22 protein-coding genes are annotated in these 25535 nt (G+C 71.2%); 10 read left to right on the top strand and 12 right to left on the bottom strand.

The annotated features are described in order from the left end of the window. Positions 1-299: 299 nt before the first annotated feature. The 5 genes from purH to sucC all read right to left on the bottom strand — a co-directional run bounded on the left by purH (position 300) and on the right by sucC (position 7161). Positions 300-1973: a bifunctional phosphoribosylaminoimidazolecarboxamide formyltransferase/IMP cyclohydrolase gene (purH, locus tag ACO0E0_RS04930; protein WP_422870283.1), complete on the bottom strand. Its 1674-nt coding sequence runs from the start codon at positions 1971-1973 to the stop codon at positions 300-302. Then, on the bottom strand, positions 1970-2563 hold the full coding sequence (purN, locus tag ACO0E0_RS04925) for a phosphoribosylglycinamide formyltransferase (protein WP_422870282.1): 594 nt from the start codon (positions 2561-2563) through the stop codon (positions 1970-1972). The genes purH and purN overlap by 4 nt, the downstream gene beginning before the upstream one ends. Before the next feature lie 162 nt (positions 2564-2725). Further along, positions 2726-4900, bottom strand: coding sequence for a cell division protein PerM (locus tag ACO0E0_RS04920; RefSeq protein WP_422870281.1), 2175 nt, complete (start codon positions 4898-4900; stop codon positions 2726-2728). Positions 4901-5087: 187 nt separating this feature from the next. Beyond that, a complete protein-coding gene (gene sucD / locus ACO0E0_RS04915; RefSeq protein ID WP_422870280.1) occupies positions 5088-5975 on the bottom strand; it encodes a succinate--CoA ligase subunit alpha in 888 nt (295 codons plus the stop codon). Positions 5976-5991: 16 nt separating this feature from the next. Beyond that, entirely contained in the window at positions 5992-7161 is a 1170-nt protein-coding gene (sucC, locus tag ACO0E0_RS04910; protein ID WP_422870279.1) for an ADP-forming succinate--CoA ligase subunit beta, read from the bottom strand. A gap of 219 nt (positions 7162-7380) precedes the next feature. Here sucC and ACO0E0_RS04905 point away from each other — a divergent pair, with 219 nt between their 5' ends. The 6 genes from ACO0E0_RS04905 (at position 7381) to ACO0E0_RS04880 (ending at position 11804) form a co-directional block, all read left to right on the top strand. Further along, on the top strand, positions 7381-9039 hold the full coding sequence (locus ACO0E0_RS04905) for a RecQ family ATP-dependent DNA helicase (RefSeq protein WP_422870278.1): 1659 nt from the start codon (positions 7381-7383) through the stop codon (positions 9037-9039). A 74-nt stretch (positions 9040-9113) separates the two neighbouring features. After that, positions 9114-9548 carry an ester cyclase gene (locus ACO0E0_RS04900; protein ID WP_422870277.1) on the top strand — a complete coding sequence of 145 codons (435 nt, stop codon included), beginning with the start codon at positions 9114-9116 and terminating at the stop codon, positions 9546-9548. Between the two features lie 10 nt (positions 9549-9558). Continuing rightward, positions 9559-9768, top strand: coding sequence for a hypothetical protein (locus ACO0E0_RS04895; RefSeq protein WP_422870276.1), 210 nt, complete (start codon positions 9559-9561; stop codon positions 9766-9768). A 52-nt stretch (positions 9769-9820) separates the two neighbouring features. Continuing rightward, positions 9821-10609, top strand: a complete 789-nt coding sequence (locus ACO0E0_RS04890) for an oxygenase MpaB family protein (protein ID WP_422870275.1) — start codon at positions 9821-9823, stop codon at positions 10607-10609. Between the two features lie 55 nt (positions 10610-10664). Next, complete coding sequence (locus ACO0E0_RS04885) at positions 10665-11315, top strand: pyridoxal 5'-phosphate synthase (protein ID WP_422870274.1); 651 nt, start codon at positions 10665-10667, stop codon at positions 11313-11315. A 9-nt stretch (positions 11316-11324) separates the two neighbouring features. Continuing rightward, positions 11325-11804 (top strand): GNAT family N-acetyltransferase, encoded by a 480-nt coding sequence (locus ACO0E0_RS04880; RefSeq protein ID WP_422870273.1) that lies wholly within the window; start codon positions 11325-11327, stop codon positions 11802-11804. Positions 11805-11837: 33 nt separating this feature from the next. Here the strand turns inward: ACO0E0_RS04880 and ACO0E0_RS04875 are convergent, their stop codons facing one another. The 4 genes from ACO0E0_RS04875 to ACO0E0_RS04860 all read right to left on the bottom strand — a co-directional run bounded on the left by ACO0E0_RS04875 (position 11838) and on the right by ACO0E0_RS04860 (position 17799). After that, complete coding sequence (locus ACO0E0_RS04875) at positions 11838-14306, bottom strand: ATP-dependent helicase (RefSeq protein ID WP_422870272.1); 2469 nt, start codon at positions 14304-14306, stop codon at positions 11838-11840. Between the two features lie 12 nt (positions 14307-14318). After that, positions 14319-15401, bottom strand: coding sequence for a glycerophosphodiester phosphodiesterase family protein (locus ACO0E0_RS04870; protein WP_422870271.1), 1083 nt, complete (start codon positions 15399-15401; stop codon positions 14319-14321). Between the two features lie 18 nt (positions 15402-15419). Further along, positions 15420-16448 (bottom strand): LacI family DNA-binding transcriptional regulator, encoded by a 1029-nt coding sequence (locus tag ACO0E0_RS04865; protein WP_422870270.1) that lies wholly within the window; start codon positions 16446-16448, stop codon positions 15420-15422. 106 nt (positions 16449-16554) lie between these two features. Then, the gene (locus ACO0E0_RS04860) at positions 16555-17799 is read right to left on the bottom strand and encodes a Gfo/Idh/MocA family protein (RefSeq protein WP_422870269.1); all 1245 of its coding nucleotides are present in this window, start codon (positions 17797-17799) and stop codon (positions 16555-16557) included. Positions 17800-18003: 204 nt separating this feature from the next. Between ACO0E0_RS04860 and ACO0E0_RS04855 the strand changes: the two genes are divergently transcribed. The 4 genes from ACO0E0_RS04855 (at position 18004) to ACO0E0_RS04840 (ending at position 22487) form a co-directional block, all read left to right on the top strand. After that, positions 18004-19314 carry an ABC transporter substrate-binding protein gene (locus tag ACO0E0_RS04855; protein WP_422870268.1) on the top strand — a complete coding sequence of 437 codons (1311 nt, stop codon included), beginning with the start codon at positions 18004-18006 and terminating at the stop codon, positions 19312-19314. A gap of 53 nt (positions 19315-19367) precedes the next feature. Beyond that, complete coding sequence (locus ACO0E0_RS04850) at positions 19368-20318, top strand: carbohydrate ABC transporter permease (protein ID WP_422870267.1); 951 nt, start codon at positions 19368-19370, stop codon at positions 20316-20318. Beyond that, on the top strand, positions 20315-21277 hold the full coding sequence (locus ACO0E0_RS04845) for a carbohydrate ABC transporter permease (protein ID WP_422870266.1): 963 nt from the start codon (positions 20315-20317) through the stop codon (positions 21275-21277). The genes ACO0E0_RS04850 and ACO0E0_RS04845 overlap by 4 nt, the downstream gene beginning before the upstream one ends. A gap of 301 nt (positions 21278-21578) precedes the next feature. Further along, positions 21579-22487, top strand: coding sequence for a Bax inhibitor-1/YccA family protein (locus ACO0E0_RS04840; protein ID WP_422870265.1), 909 nt, complete (start codon positions 21579-21581; stop codon positions 22485-22487). A 92-nt stretch (positions 22488-22579) separates the two neighbouring features. On the opposite strand, the gene guaA is transcribed toward ACO0E0_RS04840, so the two are convergent. Genes guaA through ACO0E0_RS04825 form a run of 3 tightly spaced genes read right to left on the bottom strand, consistent with a single transcriptional unit; the run spans position 22580 to position 25534 of the window. Further along, entirely contained in the window at positions 22580-24160 is a 1581-nt protein-coding gene (guaA, locus tag ACO0E0_RS04835) for a glutamine-hydrolyzing GMP synthase (RefSeq protein WP_422870264.1), read from the bottom strand. Then, positions 24157-24603 carry a DUF3817 domain-containing protein gene (locus ACO0E0_RS04830; RefSeq protein ID WP_422870263.1) on the bottom strand — a complete coding sequence of 149 codons (447 nt, stop codon included), beginning with the start codon at positions 24601-24603 and terminating at the stop codon, positions 24157-24159. Before ACO0E0_RS04830 ends, guaA begins: the two co-directional genes overlap by 4 nt. Positions 24604-24613: 10 nt before the next feature. Continuing rightward, positions 24614-25534 (bottom strand): SURF1 family cytochrome oxidase biogenesis protein, encoded by a 921-nt coding sequence (locus tag ACO0E0_RS04825; RefSeq protein ID WP_422870262.1) that lies wholly within the window; start codon positions 25532-25534, stop codon positions 24614-24616. Position 25535 lies beyond the last annotated feature (1 nt).

The raw sequence follows: 25535 nt of genomic DNA, 5'->3' as shown, positions 1-25535 counted from the left end.
CAGTGGTCCCGCGCGAGGTGCGGTACGGCGAGACGTCCGGGCTGATCGAGCCCTAGCGCGTCGGGTACGAGACGGACGGGACGAGCCCACGACCTGCCCGCGCGTCCACTGCCGCGATCCCAGTCGTCGAGTTCATCGTCACTCCAGTCGTCGTCGTCATCACCGTCGTCCGCTGCGGTGCCACACATCGCTGCGTGTCGACCGGCCTGGCGGAGCCTTACAGGATATTCAGAGCAGATCACAGCGCGCAACCAGGTGCGGCGTGTCGCGGAGATCGGGTCCGCTGCCCCGGGCCGCGCTCAGTGGAAGAAGTGCCGCTCGCCCGTCAGGTACATCGTCACGCCGGCGGCCTGTGCGGCCTCGACGACCTCGGCGTCCCGCATGCTGCCGCCCGGTTGCGCGACCGCGCGGACCCCGGCGTCGAGCAGCACCTGCAGCCCGTCGGCGAACGGGAAGAACGCGTCCGAGGCGGCGACCGACCCCGAGGCCCGCTCCCCCGCGCGCGTCACGGCGAGGTGGCACGAGTCGACCCGGTTGACCTGCCCCATGCCGACGCCGACGCTCGCGCCGTCGTTCGCGAGGAGGATCGCGTTCGACTTGACGGCCCGGCAGGCCTTCCACGCGAACGCGAGGTCGGCCAGGGTCGCCTCGTCCGCGGGCTCACCGGACACGAGAGTCCACGTGGACTGGTCGAACGACGTGAACCGGTCCGAGTCCTGCACGAGGAACCCGCCCGAGATCTGCTTGACCTCCCGCGGCGCCAGCGCGAAGTCCGTCGGCAGCGTCAGGAGCCGGATGTTCTTCTTGGCGGCGAGGATCTCGAGCGCCTCGGGGTCGAACGCGGGTGCGATCACGACCTCGGTGAAGATGTCCTTGACCGTCTCGGCCATCCCCCGCGTCACCGGACGGTTCGCCGCGATGACGCCCCCGAAGGCGGAGAGGGGGTCGCACGCGTGTGCCCGGGCGTGGGCGTCGGCGATCGGGTCGGCGGCGTCGTGCGTCGCGACCGCGATGCCGCAGGGGTTCGCGTGCTTGATGACCGCGACGGCCGGCTCGTCGAAGTCGTAGGCGGCACGGAGTGCGGCATCGGCGTCGACGTAGTTGTTGTAGGACATCTCCTTGCCGTGCAGCTGCGTCGCCTGCGCGATCCCGGTGCCACCGACGCTCGTGTAGAGCGCCGCGGCCTGGTGCGCGTTCTCGCCGTAGCGGAGGGTCGTGGTGCGGACACCGGCGAGCGTCACGGTGTCCTCGAACGCCCCCGGCGTCGCGCGGTCGATCGATGCCTCCGGTGCGGTGACGTCCGCCGCCCCGTCCTGGTCGGCCGCATCCGGATCGGCCTCACCGGCGACGTGTGTCGCGAAGTACGCCGCCACCGCCGTGTCGTAGGCCGCCGTGTGCGCGAACGCAGCGGAGGCGAGCCGCTGGCGGAGCGCCAGGTCCGTGCCTCCGCTCCGGATCGCCTCGACCACCTCGGCGTACGAGGCGGGCGCGACCACGATCGCGACGTTCGCGTGGTTCTTGGCGGACGCGCGGACCATCGCCGGTCCGCCGATGTCGACGTTCTCGACCACCGTCGGGGCGTCCGCACCGGAGGCGACGGTCTCGACGAACGGGTACAGGTTCACGACGACGAGCTCGAACGGCGCGATGCCGAGGTCCGCGAGCTGTTGCTCGTGCGACGCCAGCCGCAGGTCGGCGAGGAGTCCGGCGTGCACCACGGGGTGCAGCGTCTTGACGCGGCCGTCGAGCGACTCCGGGAACCCGGTGATGGTCGCGACCTCGGTGACCGGGATGCCCGCCGCCGCGATCGTCGATGCCGTCGAGCCGGTCGACACGATCTCGATCCCGGCGGCGTCGAGCGCGCCGGCGAGTTCGAGCAGTCCGGACTTGTCGCTCACCGAGATGAGGGCACGGCGCACGGGGACGACGTCCCGCTCGCGGTGGAGGCTGGGGTCGGCGGCGTGCACGCTCATGCGCGGGTGGCTTCCTTCAGGTCGACGGTTCCGTTGGCGATGTCGAGGACGGTCTGGATCAGCAGGCGCCGTTCGACGTGTTTGATGCGGTCGTGCAGGGTGGACTCGGAGTCGTGCGGTTCCACCGGGATCCGCTCCTGCACCAGGATCGGACCGCTGTCGACGCCGTCGTCGACGACGATGACGCTCGCGCCGGTCTCGGTGACACCGGCGGCGATCGCGTCGCGGACGGCGTGCGCCCCGGGGAACTCCGGCAGGTACGCGGGGTGGGTGTTGATGATGTGCGGGCCGAACTCGGCGACGACGTCGTGCGGGAGCAGGCGCATGAACCCGGAGAGCACGAGGAGGTCCGGTGTCCAGGGGCGGATCTGGTCGGCGAGCGCGGCTCCCCAGCTGGCCCGGCCGGCGAAGTTGCCGTACGAGACCTGGAACGTCGGGATGCTGAACTCCTCGCCGAGGGCGAGGCCCTCCGCGTCGCGGTCAGCGCCGATGGCGACGACCCGCGCGGGGTACTCGGCGTCCTGGGCGGCGCGGAGGAGGGCCCGGAGGTTCGATCCGGCACCGGAGATCAGGACCACCAATTCGAGCACGGAACCAGCCTACTGGCTCCGATCCGGTGCGGACCCGGGTGCCGCCGGTGCCGCCGGTGCGTCGAGAATGCAGGATCCCGCAGTGCCGGCCGAGGTGTACTGCGGGATCATGCATCCTCGACGGCGGCCGGGGCGGGCGGGGCGGGGCGGGGCGGGGACCGGTCAGGCGTCGGGCTTGGGGCGGCGCCACCACGGGAGTTCGTGCTCCGGGACCTCGTCGGTCTCCCACGATTCGGGCTCCGGGGTCGGGCTCGGGGTCGGGGTCGGGGTCGGGCTCGACCGCGTGGGACCCGTCGGTTGCGGGGAGCTCGTCGGCTCCCGGAAGCCCGTCGGCCGCCGCGGCGACACCCCCTCGGCCTGCTCGCGGTCGCCGAGCGCCGCCCCCGGCCACGCGGTCGGGACGTCGGCGGTCGCCTCGGGTCGCGACACGTCGGCGTTCGGCTGGTCGAGACGGCGCGGCCTCGGACGGGAGGCACGGCCCGACTCCGGCACCGACGACCGGTCCGGCGCATGCCCCCGTCCGGCACGGCGGTTGCGCAGGGCGGTGGAGAGCATCGTCGAGACGCGGTCCCGCGCGCCCGACGCGAGGTCGGCTGCACCCCCGACGATCCCGGCGGCGTCGTGCGCGATCCTGCCGCGAGCGGTCTCCGGCACTGCAGCGTGCGGCTCGGCGTGCGCGTCGTCGTGGGGCACGGCGCGTACGTCGTCGTGGGGCACGGCGTCCACGTCCTCGTGCGAGGACGCCGCGGCCCGAGCGCCGTCGAGGTCGTCCCCGGCGAACGACTGCGTCACGGCGTCGGCGTCCGAGTCGGCATCGCCGTCGGCAGTGTCCTCGCCCCCGCGCGTCCCACCACCCCCGCTCACGCCTGCACCTGCACCTGCACCTGCACCTGCACCTGCACCTGCCACGGTCGGCGCTGCGCTCGCGTCGTGCACGACGTGCCGCCGGTGCTCGTTCGTCTCGCCCGCCCCCGCGCGGCCGAGGGCGCCGATGAACCCGCCGTCGTCCTCGTGCGTCAGCGTGTCCATCCGCACCGGGGCCTCCGCGCGACGGTCCGCCGCACCGGCCTCGTCACTGTGCCACCGTTCGCGGGACGGCAACCACGAGTCACGCTCCGGCAGCCGCACGAGGTCACTGCCGACCGCGAGGGCGACGACCGCCGGCACGCCGACCTCGAGCGCCGCGAACAGGCCGACGAGCCAGGGGTCCGCGCCGACCGACGCGAGCCGGCCGGGTCCGAACGCACCGGCGGAGACCGCGGCCACGAACCACATCACGACCCCCGCGACGACACCCATGCCCGCACCCGCGATCGCCCGGCGTCCTGCGGTGTTCTCCCGGGCGAGCGCACGGACGAGCCGCGGACGGAGGAACGCCGCCACGAGGAACGCGCCCACGACCGGGACGAGGATCCAGAGCAGCCCGAACGAGTGCCCGCTCGCCGGCAGGGCTCCGAACAGCGGGATGCCGGGGATCGGACCGAGGGTGGTGGCGATCGGCGAGACGGTCGACCCGGTACCGATCGCGAAGCCGGGACCGATGATCCACGACGCCGCCCACGCGAGGACGTCCGGGAGGAACGCGAGCTGACCCACGGTGATCGCGAGGCCGCCGACGACGCCGGCATGCGACTGTTCGTAGAGCGTGATGACCTCGGCGTAGGAACCGAGGACGAGGAACCCGACGAGCATCCCCGCGACCGCGACGACGACGGCCGACACGGCGACACCACCACGGACCGAGACACCGATGACGCTCCGCCACAGCTCCGGGACCCGGTCGACGAGGTCGAGCACGCGGGCCGTCACCGGATCGGGGGCGGCCGAACGACGACGGCGGGCGATCTCGGCGGCGACGAGCAACGGCACGCCGTACCAGAGCGCCGGCAGGACGATGGACTGCCAGAGCGACGGCCGGGTGGCGATGCTGATCGACGACAGTGCGATGCCGACCGAGAGCAGTGCGACGACCGCGATGCCGGCGATGCTGCCCGTCACACGGTGCTCCGTCTCGGCGAGACGCCGACCGGCCCGCGCGCCGAGCCACGCCGTCACGACCGCGAACCCGAGCGCGGCGATGGTCACCACGATCGGGGCCGACGCCCCGGGGATCCCGGTCGCCGACGCGGTCGCGGCGTCGAGCACGAACGTGACGTCGACGCCGTGTCCGAGCAGCCAGATGCTCGCCGCGGCGCGCCAGAACACGACCCACGGGATCTGCAGGCCGTACTCGGTGCCCCACAGCAGCGTCAACGGGACGAGGGCGACGCCGATGCCGACGGCGACCGCGACGACCGCCTCGACGGCGGCGAACAGAGCGGTGGCTGGGCGGTTCATCGTGGCGAGGATACGGGAGCCGGGGTTCGTGACCGGGTCGCCCCTCCGCGAAACACCACCTTGGCAGCATCGCGCAGAGACATGACTCTGCGCGTCGCGGTCAAGGTGGCGTTTCGCGGTCGGGAGGAGAAGCGGACGGGAGGCACGGTGCCAGCTGGCACCGTGCCTCCCGTGCGTCGCTGCGCGTCTACAGCGCCGCGTAGGCCTCGCGCAGCAGTGCCGCCGTCTCGGACGGCGTCTTGCCGACGCGCACGCCAGCCGCCTCGAGCGCGGTCTTCTTGCCCTCGGCCGTGCCGGCCGAGCCGGACACGATCGCACCGGCGTGGCCCATGGTCTTGCCCTCGGGAGCGGTGAAGCCCGCGACGTAGCCGACGACCGGCTTCGTGACGTTGGCCTTGATGAAGTCGGCGGCACGCTCCTCGGCGTCGCCGCCGATCTCGCCGATCATCACGATCGCCTTGGTCTCGGGGTCGGCCTCGAAGGCGGCGAGCGCATCGATGTGCGTCGTGCCGATGACCGGGTCGCCGCCGATGCCGATCGCCGTCGAGAACCCGAGGTCGCGGAGCTCGAACATCATCTGGTAGGTCAGCGTGCCCGACTTCGACACGAGGCCGATCGGACCCTTGCCGGTGATCGTGGCCGGGGTGATCCCGACGAGCGACTCACCGGGCGTGATGATGCCGGGGCAGTTCGGGCCGATGATGCGCGTGGCACCACCGAGCTCCTTGGCGTGCGCCCAGAACTCCGCGGCGTCCTGCACCGGGATGCCCTCGGTGATCACGACGACGAGCGGGATCGAGGCGTCGATGGCCTCCATCACGGCGTCCTTCGCGAAGGCCGGCGGCACGAAAACGATGGAGACGTCGGCCCCGGTCTCGGTGATCGCCTCGGCCACCGTGCCGAACACCGGCAGGGTGGTCTCGCCGTGCGTGACGGTGGTGCCGGCCTTGCGGGCGTTGACCCCGCCGACGACCTGCGTGCCCGCCTTGAGCATGAGCGCGGTGTGCTTCGTGCCCTCGCCGCCGGTGATGCCCTGGACGATGACCTTCGAGTCCTTGTTGAGGAAGATCGACATTGGTTCGGTCCCTTTCCTACGCCGCGGCCGCAGCGAGCTCGGCGGCCTTCTCGGCCGCGTCGTCCATGGTCGCCACGACGGTGACGAGCGGGTGGTTCCTCTCGGCGAGGATGCGTCGACCCTCGTCGACGTTGTTGCCGTCGAGGCGGACGACGAGCGGCTTCGAGGCCGCGTCGCCGAGGATCTCGAGCGCGGCGACGATGCCGTTGGCGACGGCGTCGCAGGCGGTGATGCCCCCGAAGACGTTGACGAACACGCTCTTGACCTGCTCGTCGCCGAGGATGACGTCGAGGCCGTTCGCCATGACCTCGGCCGACGCGCCGCCGCCGATGTCGAGGAAGTTGGCGGGCTTGACCCCGCCGTGGCGCTCACCGGCGTACGCGACGACGTCGAGCGTGGACATGACGAGCCCCGCGCCGTTGCCGATGATGCCGACCTGGCCGTCGAGCTTGACGTAGTTGAGGCCGTGCTCCTTGGCCTTCGCCTCCAGCGGGTCCGCGCTGGCGGTGTCCTCGAGCTCGGCGTGGGCTGCGTGGCGGAACTCGGCGTTGTCGTCGAGCGTGACCTTGCCGTCGAGCGCCAGGATCTGGCCGTCCTCGGTGCGGACGAGCGGGTTGACCTCGACGAGGGTCGCGTCCTCGCCCTCGTAGACGTCGTAGAGCTTGACGAACGCGGCCGCGACCTGGTCGACGAGCTCCGGGGCGAACCCGGCCGCCGTGGCGAGTTCGTGGGCCTTCGCGTCGTCGATGCCGACCGTCGGGTCGACCTCGACCCGGGCGAGTGCCTCGGGGCGTTCGACGGCGAGCTCCTCGATCTCCATGCCGCCCTCGACGCTGACGAGCGACAGGTACGAGCGGTTGGCGCGGTCGAGCAGGACGGAGAAGTAGAACTCCTCGGCGATCTGGGCACCCTGGGCGACCATCACGCGGTGCACGACGTGGCCCTTGATGTCGAGCCCGAGGATCGCCTTTGCGGCCTCGAACGCCTCGTCCGGGGTCTTCGCGACCTTGACGCCACCGGCCTTGCCGCGGCCGCCGACCTTGACCTGGGCCTTCACCACGACGACCCCGCCGATCTTCTCGGCGGCCGCACGAGCGTCCTCCGGGGTGTCGGCGATGATCCCCTGCAGGACCGGGACGCCGTAGGACTCGAAGAGGTCCCTGGCCTGATACTCGAAAAGATCCACGCTGTTCTTCCTCACCGCGTCGTGTGTCGTGTCGCTGTCATCGGCAGTGCGCATGCGGTCGGCACGCAGCCCTGCCGCGGTCGGAGGTCTCGGCGAGAGGTCGCTCGATGTCGAGACAACGGCCGTCGAGCAGCCTAGCGCGCACGCCTGTCCCGAATCCGCCACGGCGTCCCCCGACCCTCGGGGTCCTCCCGGGAACGGACGGCCACCGTCCATGGGATGACGACCATCACGCAGCGGGCCGAGAGCGCCGCGAGGGACCACTTCGGGTGGGGACAGCTCCACGACGCGCAGCTCGCCGGGATCGAGTCGGTCGTGCGCGGCCGGGACACCGTCGTCGTGATGCCCACCGGGTACGGCAAGTCCGCGGTCTACCAGGTCGCGGCACTGCTGCTCGACGGCCCCACGGTCGTGGTCTCCCCACTGATCGCACTGCAGGAGGACCAGGTCGCCGGGCTCGCGGCACGGCAGGGCGGCCGGACGCGGAGCGGGACCGAGGCGCGCGCGGTCGCCCTCAACTCGTCGAGGTCGGCGTCCGACGCCGACGCGGCCTGGGACGCCCTGGAACGCGGAGCCGCGACCTACCTGTTCCTGGCACCGGAGCAGCTCGCGAAGGACGACGTGGTCGACCGTCTCGTCCGCCTCGGCGTCGCGCTCTTCGTCGTCGACGAGGCGCACTGCGTGTCCTCGTGGGGCCACGACTTCCGCCCGGACTACCTCGCACTCGGCGAGGTCGTCGACCGGCTCGGGCACCCGCCGGTCCTCGCGATGACCGCGACGGGCTCCGGTCCGGTGCGCCGCGACGTCGTCGACCGGCTCGGCATGCGCGAGCCACTCGTCCTCGCGTCCGGGTTCGACCGGCCGAACCTCCGGCTCGAGGTGGTCCGCCACGAGGACGACGACGCGAAACGGGACGCCGTCGCCGACCAGGTCGCGGCCCTCCCGGTGCCCGGTCTCGTCTACGTCGCGACCCGCAAGGACACGCTCGTGTACGCCGATGCGCTCGGCGACCGGGGTCGGCGGGCGCGGGCCTACCACGCCGGCCTCCGCGCCTCGGAGCGCGAGTCCGTGCACCGGGCGTTCCTCGACGGCGAGGTCGACGTCGTCGTCGCGACGAGCGCGTTCGGCATGGGCATCGACAAGCCCGACGTCCGGTTCGTGGTCCACGCCGACGTCCCCGAGTCGATCGACGCCTACTACCAGGAGATCGGCCGCGCCGGCCGGGACGGCGAACCGGCCGTGGCGACGCTGCACTACCGCCAGGAGGACCTCGGCCTGCGCCGGTTCTTCAGCGCCGGGCTCCCCGCCCGCTCGGACCTCCGAGCGGTCCACCGTGCGGTGCCCGTCGATCGTCCGATCCGCCGCTCCGACCTCGCACGGAGCATCGACCGGCCGGCCCGGTCGGTCGGCCGCGTCGTGAACGCCCTCATCGCGGCGGGTGCGCTCGAGGAGTCGTCGCGCGGGCTCCGTCGGAGCGACGCGGCCATGAGCGACCGGGCCGCCGCCGACGCGGCCGTGGCGTCGGCGGAGGACCGCGAGCGGGTGGACGGCTCGCGCATCGCGATGATGCAGGAGTTCGCCGAGACGTCGACCTGCCGCCGTCAGTTCCTCCTCGGGTACTTCGGCGACGAGCTGGCGGAGCCGTGCGGCAGCTGCGACACCTGCAGCGACGGATCGGCCGTGGAGGCCGTTCACGCGGCGGACGGGTCGAGCGACACCGCGTTCCCACCGGACACCGCCGTCGAGCACGCGGCGTGGGGGCACGGCACGGTGATGAGCACCGAGGAGGACCGCATCACGGTGTTCTTCGAGTCCATGGGCTACCGGACGTTGGCGCTCGCCGACGTCCGCGACCGCGAGCTGCTGCACCGGGTCTGAGCGGTCCGGGCCCGGCGCGTCCTGTCCCCCGGTGTCTGGACATCCGCACCGGACGAGGGGGTAGCCATGAAGCCATGACCAAGGACATCAACGTGCAGGCGCAGCAGCGACTCGGCGAGATCATCGAGGCCCGGGCATTCGACCGGTTCGGGGAGGTGTGGGCGGAGGACGTCATCGACCACGACCCGGCCCCGGACCAGGCCCCCGGCATCGAGGGCATCGTCGCCTTCTGGAAGCAGTTCACCTCGGCGTTCCCGGACCTGGCGCTCGAGCCCCAGATCCTCACCGCCGACGACGACTCCGTCTCCGCCGTCTTCCGGATCACCGGCACGCACACCGGCGACTTCCAGGGGCACGGTCCGACGGGCAACACCTTCGAGGTCCGCGGCATCCAGGTCGCGAAGTTCCGCGACGGCAAGATCGCCGAGCGCTGGGGATCGACCGACGAGAAGGGCCTCGCCGAGCAGCTGAAGCTGACCGGCGGCGAAGCCCATTTCGTCACGGCGTGAGGACCCGACGATGAGCGACGTGTACCCGGACCCCGACGAGTCCCTCGAGACGGTGACGAACGACGCCGTCGCCGGCGAGACCGTCCTGCCGCAGGCGGGCGACGGCACCGACGACGGGCCCACGGGCGGAGCACCCCGCGAGGGCACGCCCGACGACTGGGAGCACGACGGAGAATACGAGAGCATCGACCTCGGGACGGACGAGAACACCCCGCTGTGAGCGGGCGCGGGGACGCGTGACGCGTCCCGACCAGGATCGGACGGGAGGCACGGTGTCGGACACGCACCGTGCCTCCCGTCCGTCACGCGGTGACGTCCGGCGGTTCGCGGCCGACGCGTCACTCGTGCTCGGGGGCGGCCGAGCCATCCTGCTCCAGATCGCGGACCCGGTCGTCGGGGCCGGGGTCGCACGCCACAGCGACTTCGCACGCCGGCCGCAGCAGCGGCTCGTGCACACGCTGATGTACGTCTACGCGGTGGTGCTCGGGACGCCTGCGGACGCGGCGATCGCGGCGCGGTTCGTCGAGCACGCGCACCGTCCGGTCGCCGGCGCCGACGACCCGGACCGACAGCGGTGGGTCGCGGCGACGCTGTACGACTCGGCGATCCGGATGCACGAGCTCCTCCGCGGACCGGTCCCGCCACCGCTCGCCGCGGCGGTCCTACGGGCGTACGAGCCGCTCGGTGGTGCGCTCCGCGTCCCGGTGGGGTCATGGCCCTCGTCGCCGAGCGCGTTCCGGGCGTACTGGTCGGGTGCGCTCGACCGGCTCGACGTCACCGACGACGCCCGTGCCGTGGTCCGCGACCTCCTGCACCCGCGGTCCGCCCCGGCATGGATCCGGGCCGCGATGCCGCTCGTGCGGATCGTGACCGTCGGCACGCTGCCGACGTCGGTCCGGGAGCGGTTCGGGTTCCCCTGGGGCGTCCGGGAGCAGCGTCGGTTCGACCGGATGGTCGGCGTCGTCCGGGTCGTCGTCGCGATCGTCCCCGCGCCGGTCCGCCGTCTGCCGTCCCGGTTCCTGCTCCGCGCACTCCGCCGCGCAGCGTCCCGCCACGACTGACACGTCCCTGGGCGCGAGGCGCGAGCCCCGGCGGACCGGGTGGTTGGTTGGGGACGTGAGCCCCTCCCCCTCCCTCTCCGCTGACGACGGCCCGGACCTGCCCGAGTTCGACACCCCACCACCGGCGCCGATGCCGCTCGCCCGACAGTGGCTCGCCGCCGCCACCGACCACGACGTGGCCGAGCCGCTGTCGATGACGCTCGCCACGGCCACGCCCGCGGGGGTCGTCAGCGCCCGGACGGTCGACGTGAAGTCGTTCGACGACGACGGCCTGCTCTTCGGGACGTCGACGACGTCGCCCAAGGGCCGCGCGATCACCGCGAACCCGAACGGCGCGCTGCAGGTGTACTGGCGCGAGACGATGCAGCAGCTCCGCTTCGAGGGGCGCGTGGTGCAGCTCGCCGACCACGAGTCCGACGAGCTGTTCGCCGCCCGCTCCCCGAAGTCGCGCGCGGCCACCGCTGCGGCCGACCAGTCCGCCCCGTTCACCGACGGGCCGGAGGCGACGATCGCCGACCTCATCACCGCCGCGAACGCACTGCTCGATGAGCACGGCGACGACGTCCCGCGCCCGGCAGGGTGGACCGCGTACCGCCTCGTCCCCGACATGGTCGAGTTCTGGCACGGCAGTCGCGACCGCATGTACCGCCGGATCCGCTACCTCCGCGTCGAGGGCGGCTGGCAGGTCGACCGCCTCCAGCCCTAGGCTCCGCCCATGGGGGAGTTCACGATCCGCCCCGCGATCCTCGACGACGCCGCGGCCATCGCCCGCGTCCATGCGACGTCGTGGCGGGAGACCTACGGTCGGTTCGTCGAGGACCCGGACGCGAGTCCGTGGTTCGACGTCGACCGGCGCATCGCGATGTGGCAGGAGAACCTGGAGGGGGACACGCACGCGACGAGTGTCGCCGTGCACGACGGGGCGATCGTCGGGTTCGCAGCCGTCGAGTCGACGTCGGGCCCGGATGCGGTCCGTGCCGAGGAGCTGACGATGCTCTACCTGCTCGCCGGGTCGCACGGGTCCGGAGCGGGCCAGGCCCTGCTCGACGCGGCGCTCGCCGACCGCCCCGCGTCGCTGTGGGTCGCCGAGGACAACCCGCGCGCGCAGGCGTTCTACCGACGCAACGGGTTCCGTCCGGACGGCACCACCGGCACGTTCGGACCGATCCCGACGACGGTGCGGATGGTGCGCTGACCAGCGCTGTCACGCGCCGATCTGGACGCGCGGCTACAGCTTCTCGATGGGGGCGATCTTGATGAGGAGCTTCTTGCGGCCCGCGGTGTCGAAGAGGATCTCGGCGATCCGCTTCGCGCCGAGGCCCGTGACGCTCGTCACGCGGCCCTCGCCGAAGTCGACGTGCGAGATGCGGTCGCCCGCCTCGAGCTCCATGTCGCCGTTGTCGCGGACCTGCCCGGTGACCCGGTTCGCCCACTCGGTCTTCGGTCGGGTCTTCGACGCCGCGGTCGCCCGGTCGTAGGACCCGCCACCGAAGCCGCCCGCCGCGCGAGGTCCGCGCCAGCCGGCGCCACCGCCCTCACCGACACCGCCCTCGCGCCGGGCGTTGAGCGCGCGGGGCTGCGTGCCGCCGCGACTGTTCGCCATCCCCGGGGACTGCTTCCAGTCGATGAGCCCCTCGGGGATCTCCTGGAGGAACCGCGACGGCATCGCCACGTTGACGTCGCCGAACTGCGCGCGGGTCATCGCGAGCGACAGGAACAGGTGCTTCCGTGCCCGGGTGATGCCGACGTAGAAGAGCCGGCGCTCCTCGGCGGGACCGCCCGGCTCCCCGGCGGACATCCGGTGCGGCAGGAGGTCTTCCTCGACCCCGGTCAGGAACACCGCCTCGTACTCCAGGCCCTTCGCCGTGTGCAGGGTCATCAGGGACACGGTGCCCGAAGAGTCGTCGAGCTCGTCGGCCGCCGCCACGAGGGAGACCTCGGTCAGGAAGTCCGACAGGGTGCCGTCGGGGTTGTTCTTCTGGAACTCCCGGGTGACCGCCACGAGCTCGTCGACGTTGTCGGCCCGGGCCGCGTCCTGGGCGTCCGGCGAGGCGCGCAGCACCTCGAGCAGGTGCGATCCCTCGAGCAGCTGCGTGAGCGTGTCGACCACGGGCTGCGTCGCCGCACGGGTCGCGACGTCGTCGAGCAGCGCGGCGAACTCGGTGATCGCCGTCCGCACCTTCGGCCCGAAGCCGAGCTCGTCGGCGTGGCGCAGTGCGTCGCGGAGTGTGGTGTCGTGCTGGTCGGCGAACCGCTGCAGGGCCGTCTCCGTGACGGCGCCGATCCCTCGTTTCGGCGTGTTGAGGATGCGCCGGAGCGAGAGCGGGTCAGCCGGGTTCGCGACCGTGATCAGGTACGCCATGGCGTCCTTGATCTCGGCACGCTCGTAGAACTTGGTCCCGCCGAGCACCCGGTACGGGATCGCCGAGCGGATGAAGATCTCCTCGAGCGCCCGGGTCTGCGAGTTCGTCCGGTAGAACACCGCCATGTCGCGGTAGTTCATCGACTCCTCGTCGTGGAGCCGCTGGACCTCGTCCGCGACGAACTGCGCCTCGTCGTGGCCGGTGTACCCGGTGAACCCGGTGATCTTGTCGCCGGCCCCGACGTCGGTGAACAGGTTCTTCGCCTGGCGGTCGAAGTTGTTCGCGATGACGGCGTTCGCGGCGTCGAGGATGGTCTGCGTCGAGCGGTAGTTCTGCTCGAGGAGGATCACCTTGCTCCGCGGGTAGTCCCGCTCGAACTCGACGATGTTGCGGATGTCGGCGCCGCGGAACGCGTAGATCGACTGGTCGGAGTCGCCGACGACGGTGAGCGACGCAGGCGCGATCGACCCGTCCGGCTCGCGCATCCGGGCCACGTGCTGCCCCGTGTCCTCGAGGCGGTCAACCTGCTCCGGTGCGACCGGACGGGTCAGCTCGCGGATGAGCGAGTACTGCGCGTGGTTCGTGTCCTGGTACTCGTCGACCAGGACATGGCGGAACCGGCGCTGGTAGAGCGCGGCGACCTCGGGGAACGCCCGGAACAGGAACACCGTCTGGCCGATGAGGTCGTCGAAGTCGAACGCGTTCGCTCGTCGGAGGTCCTGCGAGTACCGCCGGAACACCTCGAGGAACATGACCTCTTGCGGGTCGCCCGAGTTCATGTCGCGCGCGTAGGACTCGACGTCCTGCAGCTCGTTCTTGGCCTTGGAGATCTTGTTCGCGACCGCCCCGACCGTGAGCCCGAGCGAGTCCGCCTCGAGCTCCTTGAGGATCCGCTTGAGCAGCGCCCGGGAGTCCGCCGAGTCGTAGATCGTGAACGACGACGTGAACCCGAAGCGCTCGGACTCGCGACGGAGGATCCGGACGCACGCGGAGTGGAACGTGGAGATCCACATGCCCTCGGCAGCTCCGCCGACCAGGGCCTCGACGCGCTCGCGCATCTCTGCGGCGGCCTTGTTCGTGAAGGTGATCGCGAGGATCTGGCTCGGCCAGGCCTCCCGGTTCGCGAGCAGCAGGGCGATCCGCCGGGTCAGCACGCTCGTCTTGCCGGATCCGGCTCCGGCCACGATGAGCAGCGATTCGCCGCGGTACTCGACGGCCTCTCGCTGCTGGGGGTTCAGGCCCGCGGTGAACGGGTCGTCGGCGGCAGCACCCGGTGCGCCCTGGCCGTGTGCACGGTCGGGCGCCGAGTCGAATCCATCGAGCACGATCGTCATGTCCGAGACAGTTTAGGCGCGACCACCGACGCCCGAGAGCCCGGCCCGCGCGGCGATCGCGAGGTCCGGGTGGTCGGCGAACACCCCGTCGACTCCCGTGCGCATCACCGACCCGAACCACCGCTCCCAGTCGCCGTGCGCCGCGACCTCGCCGCCGCGCCGGAGCGGTCCGGGCAGGAACCGGTTCTCCGGTCGGAGGGTCCACGTGTACACGAGGAGCCCCACCGCGTGCGCCCGTTCGACGATGTCGCTCCGCAGCGGTCCGACGGTGTCCGGCGCGACCGAGTCGACGCCGGCCATGACGGTCCGCACCGCGAGGCTGATCCCGTCGAAGGACGACGCGAGCGCCGCCAGGGACGCCTCCGTCCGTTCGGCCGCGTAGGTCGGAGCGGCTCCGCCGTGCACCGCGACCTCGTCGGCGGCCGCCCCGCGCGCCTCCATCAGGTACACGGACCGCCCGCCCGTCCCACGGGCCACCAGGTCCCGGAGCACCTGCTTCTCGAAGGACTCGAACGTCAGGCGCGGGTCGCCCCGCCAGCCGTGCTCGCCGAGGACGCCGTCGACGAGGTCGTCGAGCGGGAACCCGGCGCGGTCGAAGTACGTCGCGTGCTTGATCTCGGCGACGAGTCCGACCGGCCGCGGCGCCGCGTCGAGCACGCCCAACAGGTCCCCGAGCCGCATGATCGGCTGCTCGCCGTCGTGCGCCGCGCTGCCCGGTCGGAGTCCCGGCAGCCGTTCGCGGACCCGGAGCGTCGCGAGTTCGGACCAGGTGAAGTCCTCGGTGAACCACCCGGTGAGCGTCTGCGCCTCGATGGTCTTCGTGGTCCGCAGGTGCGCGAACTCGGGATGCGCGGCGACGTCGGTCGTCCCGGAGATCTCGTTCTCGTGCCGGAGCACCAGGACGCCGTCCCGGGTCGGCACGATGTCCGGCTCGATGGCGTCCGCACCGAGCGCGACCGCGAGCTCGTACGCAGCGCGCGAATGCTCCGGCCGGAGGCCGCTCGCCCCGCGGTGCGCGATCACGGACGGGAGGCCCGGCGCACCACCGACACGATCGTCTCGCGGGTGGACTGTCGCGTCCGGCAGATCGGCCATCCCAGCACTGTACGACGGTCAGCGCTCCGCTCGGTGACAGCCGCATGACTGCCGGACGACGAGCGCACCCTCGAAGAGCTCGTGTCCCGCGGCACGGAGCTTGCCGGCGAGCACCCGTTCGACCGCGCTCTCCGCCATCCGCTCGATCGGCTGCCGGAACGAGGTCAGTCCGGGCCAGGCGTACTCGCCCTCCCAGGAGCCGTCGAACGCGACGAGGGCGACGTCGTCCGGCACGTCGACGTCGTGCTCGTGCAGGGACCGGAGCACGCCGACCGCGGTCCGGTCCGAGGCGACGAAGTACGCGGGGGCGCGGTCGGGGTCGGCTGCGATGCGGTCGCCGGCATCGTGGCCACCGGGACGCGTGATGGCGGTCTGGACGTGCGGGCCGGCTGCGACCCCCGCTGCGGCACAGGCTTCGAGCCAGCCGATGTACCGCGGCTCGACCGGGTCCAGTTCACCGATGAACCCGACGCGGCGGTGTCCGTGCTCGAGGAGGTGCGTGGTGGCCACGAACGCACCCTCCCGGAGGTCCGCGCTGAGGCTCTGCCCGCCGTTCGTCGGCACCACGGCGTTGAGCTCGATCCAGGGCAGCCCGACGCGGTCGAGAGCCGCGCGGTCGAGTTGCGCGTCGCCCTGGAGCACGAGGACGCCGTCCACCTGGCGTGCCGCGAACTCGCGGAACCGTCCGATCACGACGTCGGGCAGCATCGACGACGCCGTCGTGTAGAGCGCGTAGCCGCGTTCTCGTGCGGCCCCCTCGATCACACTCGCGTACTCGCTGAAGAACGGGTTCGCGAAGATCGGGTCGGACCCGTCCGGGACGACGAGCACGAGCGTGCGCGCCGACCCGGACCGGAGTGCCCTGGCCGCCTGGTTCGGGCTGTACCCGAGTTCCTCGACGGCATCCCGGACGCGCTGCGCCGTCGCGGCGGCGACCGGGGCGCCGCCGTTCAGGGTGTAGCTGACGACGGCGTCACTGACCCCGGCTCGACGGGCGACGTCGCGACGGGTCGCCTTGCGTGGCGGCGTGGACATCGACTGCGTCACGGGTGGTCCTTCCTCGGCTGCCTCCACCCTACGGCGGCGGCCGCCGGGGCCGGCCCCGTGCCGGCCGCGGGGGGCCGGGGGTCGGGACACGGGCCTCCGCTCCGGCTCAGGCGTCCGCGTGCGCCGACGCCAGGGTCGCTCCGACCGGCACCGGCGCATCGCCGAAGTCGGGGATCGGCAACCGTGCACCGTCCTGCAGTGCCGACTCGTGCGCGACGAGGCCGGGCAGCGTGTAGCGCGCCGCCTGCCATGCGTTCACCGGGGGCAGCGTGCCGCCCTCGACCGCCCGGACGAAGTCGTCGACGAGGAACTGGTGGCTGCCTTCGTGGCCGTTCGGCGCGACCGCGAACGTGTCGGGGAGCCGGCCGGACTCGGCGTCGTGGACCGGGGCGTGCCCGGAGACGAACGCGCTCCGGAGCGACGGAGCGACGTTCGCGAGGGACGGGTCGTCCTCGCTGAGCGTCGGGCGGGTCGCGATCTGGTCGGAGACGTCCTCGGCGCCGTGCTTGTCCTGCCACAGCGAGGTCGTCGCGAGCTGCTCGAAGCTGCCTTCGGTCCCGAACCAGCGGAACCGCGACTCGCGGAGCGGCGACGGGTACCCGACCCGACGGAACTCGTTGATGCGCATCGATCCACCGCCGGCGAGGGCGAACAGCGCGGTGGCGTTCGAGAAGTCGTTGCCGAACATGCTGACCTCGGTGTCGAAGACGCCGTCGGCGCGGTCGTCGTGCACCCCGATGCAGCTGACGCTCGTGGCGTACGTGGGGATGGCGCCGAGGACGCCGCCGATCGCGTGCGTCGGGTACCACATGGGCGGGTAGCTCGCCGTGGCCTTCCAGCCGTCGCCGCCGCTGTACCGGTAGGCGTCGTAGAACCCGAGGTCCATGTCGTGCAGGTAGTCGCCCTCGGCGTAGACCACTCGACCGAACGCGCCGTCGGCGAGCTTCTGCCGGGCAAACACGGTGGCGGGGTTGTACTGGCTCGTCTCGCCCATCATGTAGGTGAGACCGGTCTCGCGCACCGCGTCGATGATCGCGCCGATCTGGTCCTGCGCGACGGCCATCGGCACCGCGGAGTAGACGTGCTTGCCGGCTCGCAGGGCCTTCAGCACGAGCGGACCGTGCGTCCACCGCTGCGTGAAGATCGCGACTGCGTCGATCGTCGGGTCGTCGAGCATGGCGTCGAAGTCCGGCCGCGTCCCGGCGAGGCCGAGGTCCGTGACGAGCTGCTCGGCGCGGTCCGGGATCGTGTCGGTGGCGTACACCGCGTCGATGCCGGGGTGCAGATCGAACAGGGACGCGAAGTGGGCGGAGAACTGGCCGGCGCCGACCATTCCGAGGGTGAAGCTCATGTCGAGGGTCCTTCTGTACGACGTTGCGGAGGCCGGACCACGCGGATCCGGTCGGAGGATGTCGGCCAGTGTGCCATCCGTGTTTACTCGCGTCAACCTCGCGGATGTCCTGCTTCGTGGGCGCTTGCGGTCCCCGGTTTACTCGGGTAATGTCCCGCCGCAACGAGCATCGCAGCTCGTCCGACACCCACCGGAGGTCCGACGATGAAGTCACCCACCAGCACGATGTCCAGCAGCCGCTCGGTCGGCCGCACGCACCCGGCCAGACGACTCGTCGCCCTGGCCGTCACCGCCGTCGCCGTCGCCGCGACCCTCTCGTCCTGCAGCGCCTCCGGATCCGCCGCCGGCACGACGACGCTCGAGTTCCAGACCGCGCAGTCGGCGGACTCCCCGCTGCTCGCCGCCCTCACGACCGCGACCAAGCGCTTCGAGCAGGCCAACCCGACGATCAAGGTCGACCTGAAGACCGGTGGCAACGACTACGAGTCCCAGATCAAGGTCCGGCTCGCGGCCCACAACCCGCCGGACATCTGGGCGACGCACGGATGGTCGCTCGACCGCTACAGCTCGTTCCTCGCGCCACTGCAGGACGAGTCGTGGGCCAAGCACTTCAACAAGGTCCTCGACCCCGCGATGAAGAACGCGAAGGGCCAGTTCTTCGCCTTGCCGGTCGACACCGCGGTCTCGGGGCTGATCGTCAACGAGACGGTCCTCGAGAAGGCCGGCGTCGCACCCGACTCGATCACCGACTGGGACTCGTTCGTCTCGGCCGCGGGCAAGGTGGCCGCCGCCGGGGACGTCCCGCTGACCCTCGCCGGCTCGAAGGACGGATCCGCGGGCAACGTGGTCGACTGGATCGCACCGGGCGCCTTCGACTCGAGCCAGCTCACCGCGTTCTCCAAGGGGTCGTTCCCGAAGCCCGCGTACCAGAAGATCCTCGACATGCTCGAGCAGTTCCGGACGAAGGGCTGGATCAACCCGGACTACTCCTCGGCGACCGGTGACGACATGGCCCGCGCGCTCGCGGAGAACCGGGCCGCGTTCGCGCTCAGCAGCAACTCGCTCGTCACACAGGCCCAGCAGTACGCCCCGGACGCCAAGCTCCAGTTCGTCCCGGTGCCGGCGATGAACGGGTCGAAGTCCTACCTGATCGGTGGCGAGAACACCGCGTTCGGCGCGGCGAAGGACGGCGCGCACCTGAGCGACGCCAAGAAGTACCTCGCGTTCCTCGCCACCCCTGCCGTCGACGAGAAGCTCGCCGAGTCGACCGGCAGCCTGCCCGGGCTGACGAACGTCAAGGCCGACCTCGGCTCGCTCGCCCCGAGCTACGAGCGCTGGGTGACGCCCGGGAACGTCCCGCTGCGCCCCTACTTCGACCGGGTGTACCTGCCGAACGGCATGTGGAACACCGTCGTCACCACCGCGGACAGCGTCGTCGCCGGGCAGTCCTCGCCGGCCGCCAGCACCAGCAAGGTCGCCGACGACTTCTCCACCCTCTACAAGAAGTCCAACTGACACCGCGCCGGCCGGTCCGTTCGGACGGACCGGCCGGCGCCCGGGAGGCTCCCATGACCGCAGCACCGACCGCAGCACCCACCCGCCCGGCACGGCCCGGACCGGCGACGCCACCACGAGTCCGCCGCACCGGACGGTTCGCCGGCGCCGGCGTCAACCTGCTCTACGTGCCAGCGCTCGCGCTGTTCGCCGTGTTCACCATCTACCCGCTGATCAGCGGCGTCCGGCTCTCGTTCACCGACTGGGACGGCTACACGCCGGACTTCTCCTGGATCGGATGGGCCAACTACGCGCGGTTGTTCACGGACGACACGTTCCGGTCCGTCCTCGTCACGACGTTCGTCTACGGCATCGGCAGCACAGCGATCCAACAGGTCCTCGGCCTCGGCCTCGCGCTGGCCCTCGACAGCAGGTTGCGCGGTCGGAACGTCGCCAAGGCGATCATCTACCTGCCGGTGCTCGTGTCGCCGATCGTGATGGGCACGTTCTACTACCTGCTCTTCCAGTACGACAACGGCACGCTGAACGACATCGTCGTCGCCCTCGGCGGACACCGGCACGCTTGGCTGAGCAGCGCGGCGAGCGGCGTCACGGCGATCGTCGTCGTCAACTCGATCCAGTTCGTCGGGACGTCGATGATCATCTACCTGGCCGGTCTCCAGTCGATCTCACCGGAGTACACCGAGGCCGCGATGCTCGACGGCGCCAACGCCTGGCAACGGTTCTGGTCGGTCACCCTGCCGCTCCTCCAGCCGGCCTTCGCGACGAGCATCATCCTCAACCTGATCGGCGGCCTCAAGCTGTTCGACGTCATCCAGGTGCTCACCGGCGGCGGCCCGGGCACGGCGACGAGCTCGGTCTCGACCCTCATCGGGACGACCTACTTCGCCAACCAGGCGGCCGGCTACTCCTCCGCGATGGGCGTTGCGCTCTTCGTCATCATCGCGATCCTCACCGTCGTGGCGAACGCCGCGCTGAACCGCCGACGTCTGGACCAGTCATGAGCAGCGACACCGTCACCGACACCACCACCGCACCGCGCGGCCGCGCCGGTCGGACCGAACCCACCAGCCAGGCCGGCCGTCCGGCGCGCGGGACGGACGCGACCCCGCCGCGGAGGACCGCCGGGACACCTCCGCGGTCGACGGCCTGGCTGCCGAACTCGCTCGTCAGCGTCTTCGTGCTCGTCGTCGTCGTGCTGCAGCTCGTCCCGTTCTACGTCGCGCTCACGACCTCGCTCAAGGCCAAGACCGACCTCAGCCCCCAGCTGGCCTTCCCGGTCGCGAACCTGACCCTGGACAACTTCGTCCAGGCGGTGTCCCAGGGCGGCATCTTCCGCGCGATGCTCAACAGCGTGCTCGTGGCCGGCGTCTCGACGCTCCTGGTCTGCTTGCTCGGGGCCCTCGCGGCGTACCCGCTGGCCCGTCGTCGTACGCGCTTCAACAAGGCGGTGCTGAGCCTCAACGTCGGCCTGATGATGGTGCCCGCGCTGAGCATCCTGGTCCCGCTGTACTCGCTGCTGTCCACGATGCACGCCCTCAACACCTACTGGGGTGTCATCCTCGTGATGGTCACCACGGGGCTGCCGCTGGCGATCTTCCTGTACAGCTCGTTCATGCAGACCCTGCCGGTGTCGGTCGAGGAGGCCGCACGCATCGACGGCGCGAACCTCTTCCAGACGCTCTTCTACGTCGTCATCCCGATGCTGAAGCCCGTCACCGCGACCGTCGGCATCATCACCGGGGTCGGCGTCTGGAACGAGTACGCCCTCTCCGGCTACATCCTGACGACCCCGGAGACCAGGACGATCGCCCCGGCCATCGCGTCGTTCTTCTCGATCCAGTCGAGCAACCTGCCGACCGCGGCGGCGGCGGCGCTGATCGCCGTGATCCCGATCGTCGTCGCGTACCTCTTCCTGCAGAAGTACTTCGTGCGGGGACTCGTCGGCGCGGAGAAGGGCTGACGCCGCCGCGGGAACCGCGTCCCGACGGGGGCGGTCCGCGACGATCGTGACCGCGTCCATCCGCGTTCAGCATCACCCGGGCCGTCTTCCGGCGGATGAGCAGCGACGCGACCTACGCTGACGGGGAGCGTGCTGACCGGGCACTCTGCACCCCAGCGCACCCGCAGTCCGCTCAACGCGAATCCTCAGCCTTCGAGCCATCTCGAACCTTAGTCTGAGAAAGCACGGATGTTCGTACCCGTCAGGCCGATCCGGCACACGCCGGCACCGCCCCGAGCAGCAGAGGAATCCTGAGGACCCCATGGCCTTCAAGCCCGGTTTCGACCAGTCTCCCGCCTTCAACAACGCGGGTCGCAACGCCTTCAACGGCTCGCTGAACGGCGCGCCGTACGGTCAGCAGCCCGCTGCCGGCCAGCAGTACGGCGCGCCCTACGGCCAGCAGGCGCCGAACGGTCGAGCGCCGTACGGTTCGCAGCCGATCTCGCCGGACCACCTCGAGAACATGTACGACCGCCCTGCGGCCGGCCCGGTCGAGACCGAGCGCATGACCTACGAAGACACGATCGTCAAGACGCTCATCGCGTTCGGCGTGCTCGTGGTCGGCGCCGTCATCGCGTGGAACATCCCGGCGCTCGCGCTCGTCGGCGGCATCGTCGGGTTCGTGCTGGCGCTCGTCAACACCTTCAAGAAGAAGCCCTCGCCGACGCTGGTGCTGCTCTACGCCGGCATGGAAGGCCTGTTCGTCGGCGGCATCTCCGCGATCTTCAACCGCATGCCGCAGCTCGAGGGCATCGTCGGCCAGGCGGTCTTCGGGACGCTCGGCGTCTTCGCGGTGACCCTCATCCTGTTCTGCTTCGGCAAGGTCCGTGCGTCGGCTCGAGCGACCAAGATCTTCATCGTGGCGCTGATCGGCTACGCGGCGTTCTCGCTCGTCAACCTGGTCCTCATGTGGACCGGCGTCACGCAGAGCGCCTACGGCCTCCGCAGCGTCGAGATCTTCGGCATCCCGCTCGGGGTGATCCTCGGCATCCTCGTCGTGATCATGGCGGCGTACTCGCTGGTGCTCGACTTCGACCGGATCAAGACCGGCGTGCAGCGCGGCGCTCCCCGCATCTACGCGTGGACGGCGGCGTTCGGGCTCATCGTGACGCTCGTCTGGCTGTACCTCGAGGTCTTGCGCCTCCTCGCGATCCTCCGCGGGAACAACTGACCCGTCTCGCGGAACACCAACAAGGCCGCATCTCGCAGAGGTATTTTCCTGCGCGATGCGGCCCTGTTGGTGTTCAGCGGGAGGCGCGGGGGCTACTCCCACTCGATCGTGCCCGGCGGCTTGCTCGTGACGTCGAGCACGACGCGGTTCACGTCGGCGACCTCGTTCGTGATGCGGTTCGAGATCTTCGCGAGGACGTCGTAGGGCAGACGCGTCCAGTCCGCCGTCATCGCGTCCTCGGAGCTCACCGGCCGGAGCACGATGGGGTGACCGTAGGTGCGGCCGTCGCCCTGGACACCGACGGAACGGACGTCGGCGAGGAGCACCACCGGGCACTGCCAGATCTCCTGGTCGAGCCCCGCGGCGGTGAGCTCCTGCCGCACGATCGCGTCCGCCGAACGGAGGAGGTCGAGCCGGTCCTTCGTGACCTCGCCGACGATCCGGATGCCGAGCCCCGGGCCGGGGAACGGCTGACGGCCGACGATGCCCTCGGGGAGTCCGAGTTCGCGACCGACGGCACGGACCTCGTCCTTGAAGAGCGCCCGGAGCGGTTCGACGAGCTCGAACGTCATGTCGTCGGGAAGGCCCCCGACGTTGTGGTGGCTCTTGATGTTCGCGGTGCCGGACCCGCCACCGGACTCGACGACGTCCGGGTAGAGCGTGCCCTGCACGAGGAACTTCACCGCGGCGTCGGAGGAGGACGCCTGCGCCTCGAGCACCAGGGCCTCGGCGGCGGCCTCGAACGAGCGGATGAACTCCCGGCCGATGATCTTGCGCTTCTGCTCGGGGTCGCTGACGCCGGCGAGGGCGTCGAGGAACTGCGACTCAGCGTCGATCGTCACGAGCCGGACACCGGTGGAGGCGACGAAGTCCTCCTCCACCTGACGACGCTCGTCCGCGCGGAGGAGTCCGTGGTCGACGAAGATGCAGGTCAGTTGGTCGCCGACGGCTTTCTGCACGATGGCGGCGGCGACGGCGGAGTCGACCCCGCCCGAGAGCCCGCAGATGACCCGGGCGTCGCCGACCTGCGCCTGGATCCGGGCGACCTGCTCGGTGATGACACTGTCCGAGTTCCAGTCGCCGGGCAGGCCCGCCGCATCGTGCAGGAAGGCCTCGATGACCCGCTGCCCCTCGGCGGAGTGCTTGACCTCCGGGTGCCACTGGACGCCGTACAGCTTCCGCTCGTCCGACGCGAACGCCGCGACGGGGGTGGACGAGCTCGTCGCGAGGACGTCGAAGCCGGCGGGCGCGGTCCGCACCGAATCGCCGTGGCTCATCCAGGCGACCTGGGCGGCCGGCTGCCCACCGAGGAGCGTGCCGCCGTCGCCGACGACCTCGACGTCGGTCGCGCCGTACTCCCGGAGGCCGGTGTTCGCGACCTCGCCGCCGAGGGTCTTCGCCATCACCTGGAAGCCGTAGCAGATGCCGAGGACCGGGACGCCGAGGTCCAGGATGCCGTCACCGAGATCGGGTGAGCCGGGCTCGTACACGCTGGACGGGCCTCCGGACAGGACGATCGCCGCCGGGTTCTTGTCCTGGATCTCCGCCGCGGTGATCGTGTGCGGCACGATCTCGCTGTACACGTTCGCCTCCCGCACGCGACGGGCGATGAGCTGGGCGTACTGGGCGCCGAAGTCGACGACGAGGACGGGACGCTGGTCGGTCTCGCTCACCGAGCGGCCTCCTTCTCGCGCTGCTGCGCAGCGGTCAGGTCACGATGGGTGTCGAGTGCGATCGCCGCCATGCGGTGCTCGACGAAGAACGACAGGAACGGGATGACGCCGCCGAGCGCGATCCAGAGGAACCGGAGCGGTCTCCACCGCATGATGCTCCACAGACGGAAGTCCGTGAACAGGTACAGGACGTAGAGCCAGCCGTGCGCGATCAGGATGCCGATCGAGAGGTTGAACGTGCCGGGTTCCTTGCCCGCCGTGCCTTCCGGGACGAAGAACCCGCTGCCGCCGAGCTGCATCTCGGTGTGCAGCGGCGTGTACTTGAGGATCATCTCGACCACGAGGAGCAACAGCATCACACCGGTGATGTACGCCGAGGCGCGGTACCAGGCGACGGCACCGGGGATCTTCGGGATGTCGCGGGTTCGGACGGTCAGAGCCATGTCGGCAATGCTACCGGTGCCCGGATGCTGCCCCGGCGAGCGGCCTGGTGTCCTGAGTGGACTGCTCGGAGCGGTCCGTGAGCACGATCGCCGGGATCGGGCGCGACGATCCGCCGGTCCCACCACCGCCGTCGCCACCGCGGTCGGGACCCGGTCCTCCGCCGCCACCGCCGCCGTCGGACCCCGGATCGGACTCGGCGGTCTCGTCCTGCTCCCGCTCCCAGGCGTCGCGGACGAACCGGTACCAGAGGAACACCGCGAACCCGGCGAACACGACCCACTCGACCGCGTAGAACAGGTTCAGCCAGTCGAACTGGACGTCGCGCGTCGGGGCCCGGTCGGCGATCGTGCCGAGGTGGGCCTGCGCGGCGGTGGGCGCCGTCGCGACGACGTAGCCGCCGTAGATCCGACCGTCGAAGCCGTTCCACGTGTTGACGAGCGACGCGACCGCGACCGCACTGTGCGTGCCGTTCGTGAAGTCGTCCTGGTCCGGGGACTCGGACGGGTAGTACCGGCCCTCGACCGTGACGGTCTCACCCGTCACGGCGCGGTTCCCACCGGCCACGGCTGCGGCCCGGGTGTCCGCGTACCCGATGACGACCGGCAGGCTCGCTCCGCTCCCGGCGTCGACGAAGTTGCCCACCGTCTGGAACCGACCGCCCCCGCTCCGCCCGGTCAGCACCACGGTGTCACCCGCGGCGAACCGTCCCTCCACCCGGACCTCCTGGCCGGCGAGGTCCTCGGGCATCGCCGACTGCGGGCTCGCGACGGCGTCGAGGGACCGGCGGGTCTCGGTCGTGGCCGGACCCGCCTTGCCGTTCTCGATGCTCCGCTGCAGCTGCCACTTGCCGAGCCCGGCGAAGGTCCCTGCGAGCACGAGCGCCAGCACGAGCAGGGCGACCCACCGCGGTCGGCGTGCAACAGCCCACATG

It is taken from the genome of Curtobacterium phyllosphaerae (genome assembly GCF_049341865.1).
GTDB classification, from domain to species: domain Bacteria; phylum Actinomycetota; class Actinomycetes; order Actinomycetales; family Microbacteriaceae; genus Curtobacterium; species Curtobacterium phyllosphaerae.
Note: the sequence above shows the minus strand (reverse complement) of the source record. Positions and strands in the feature narration are given on the sequence as shown.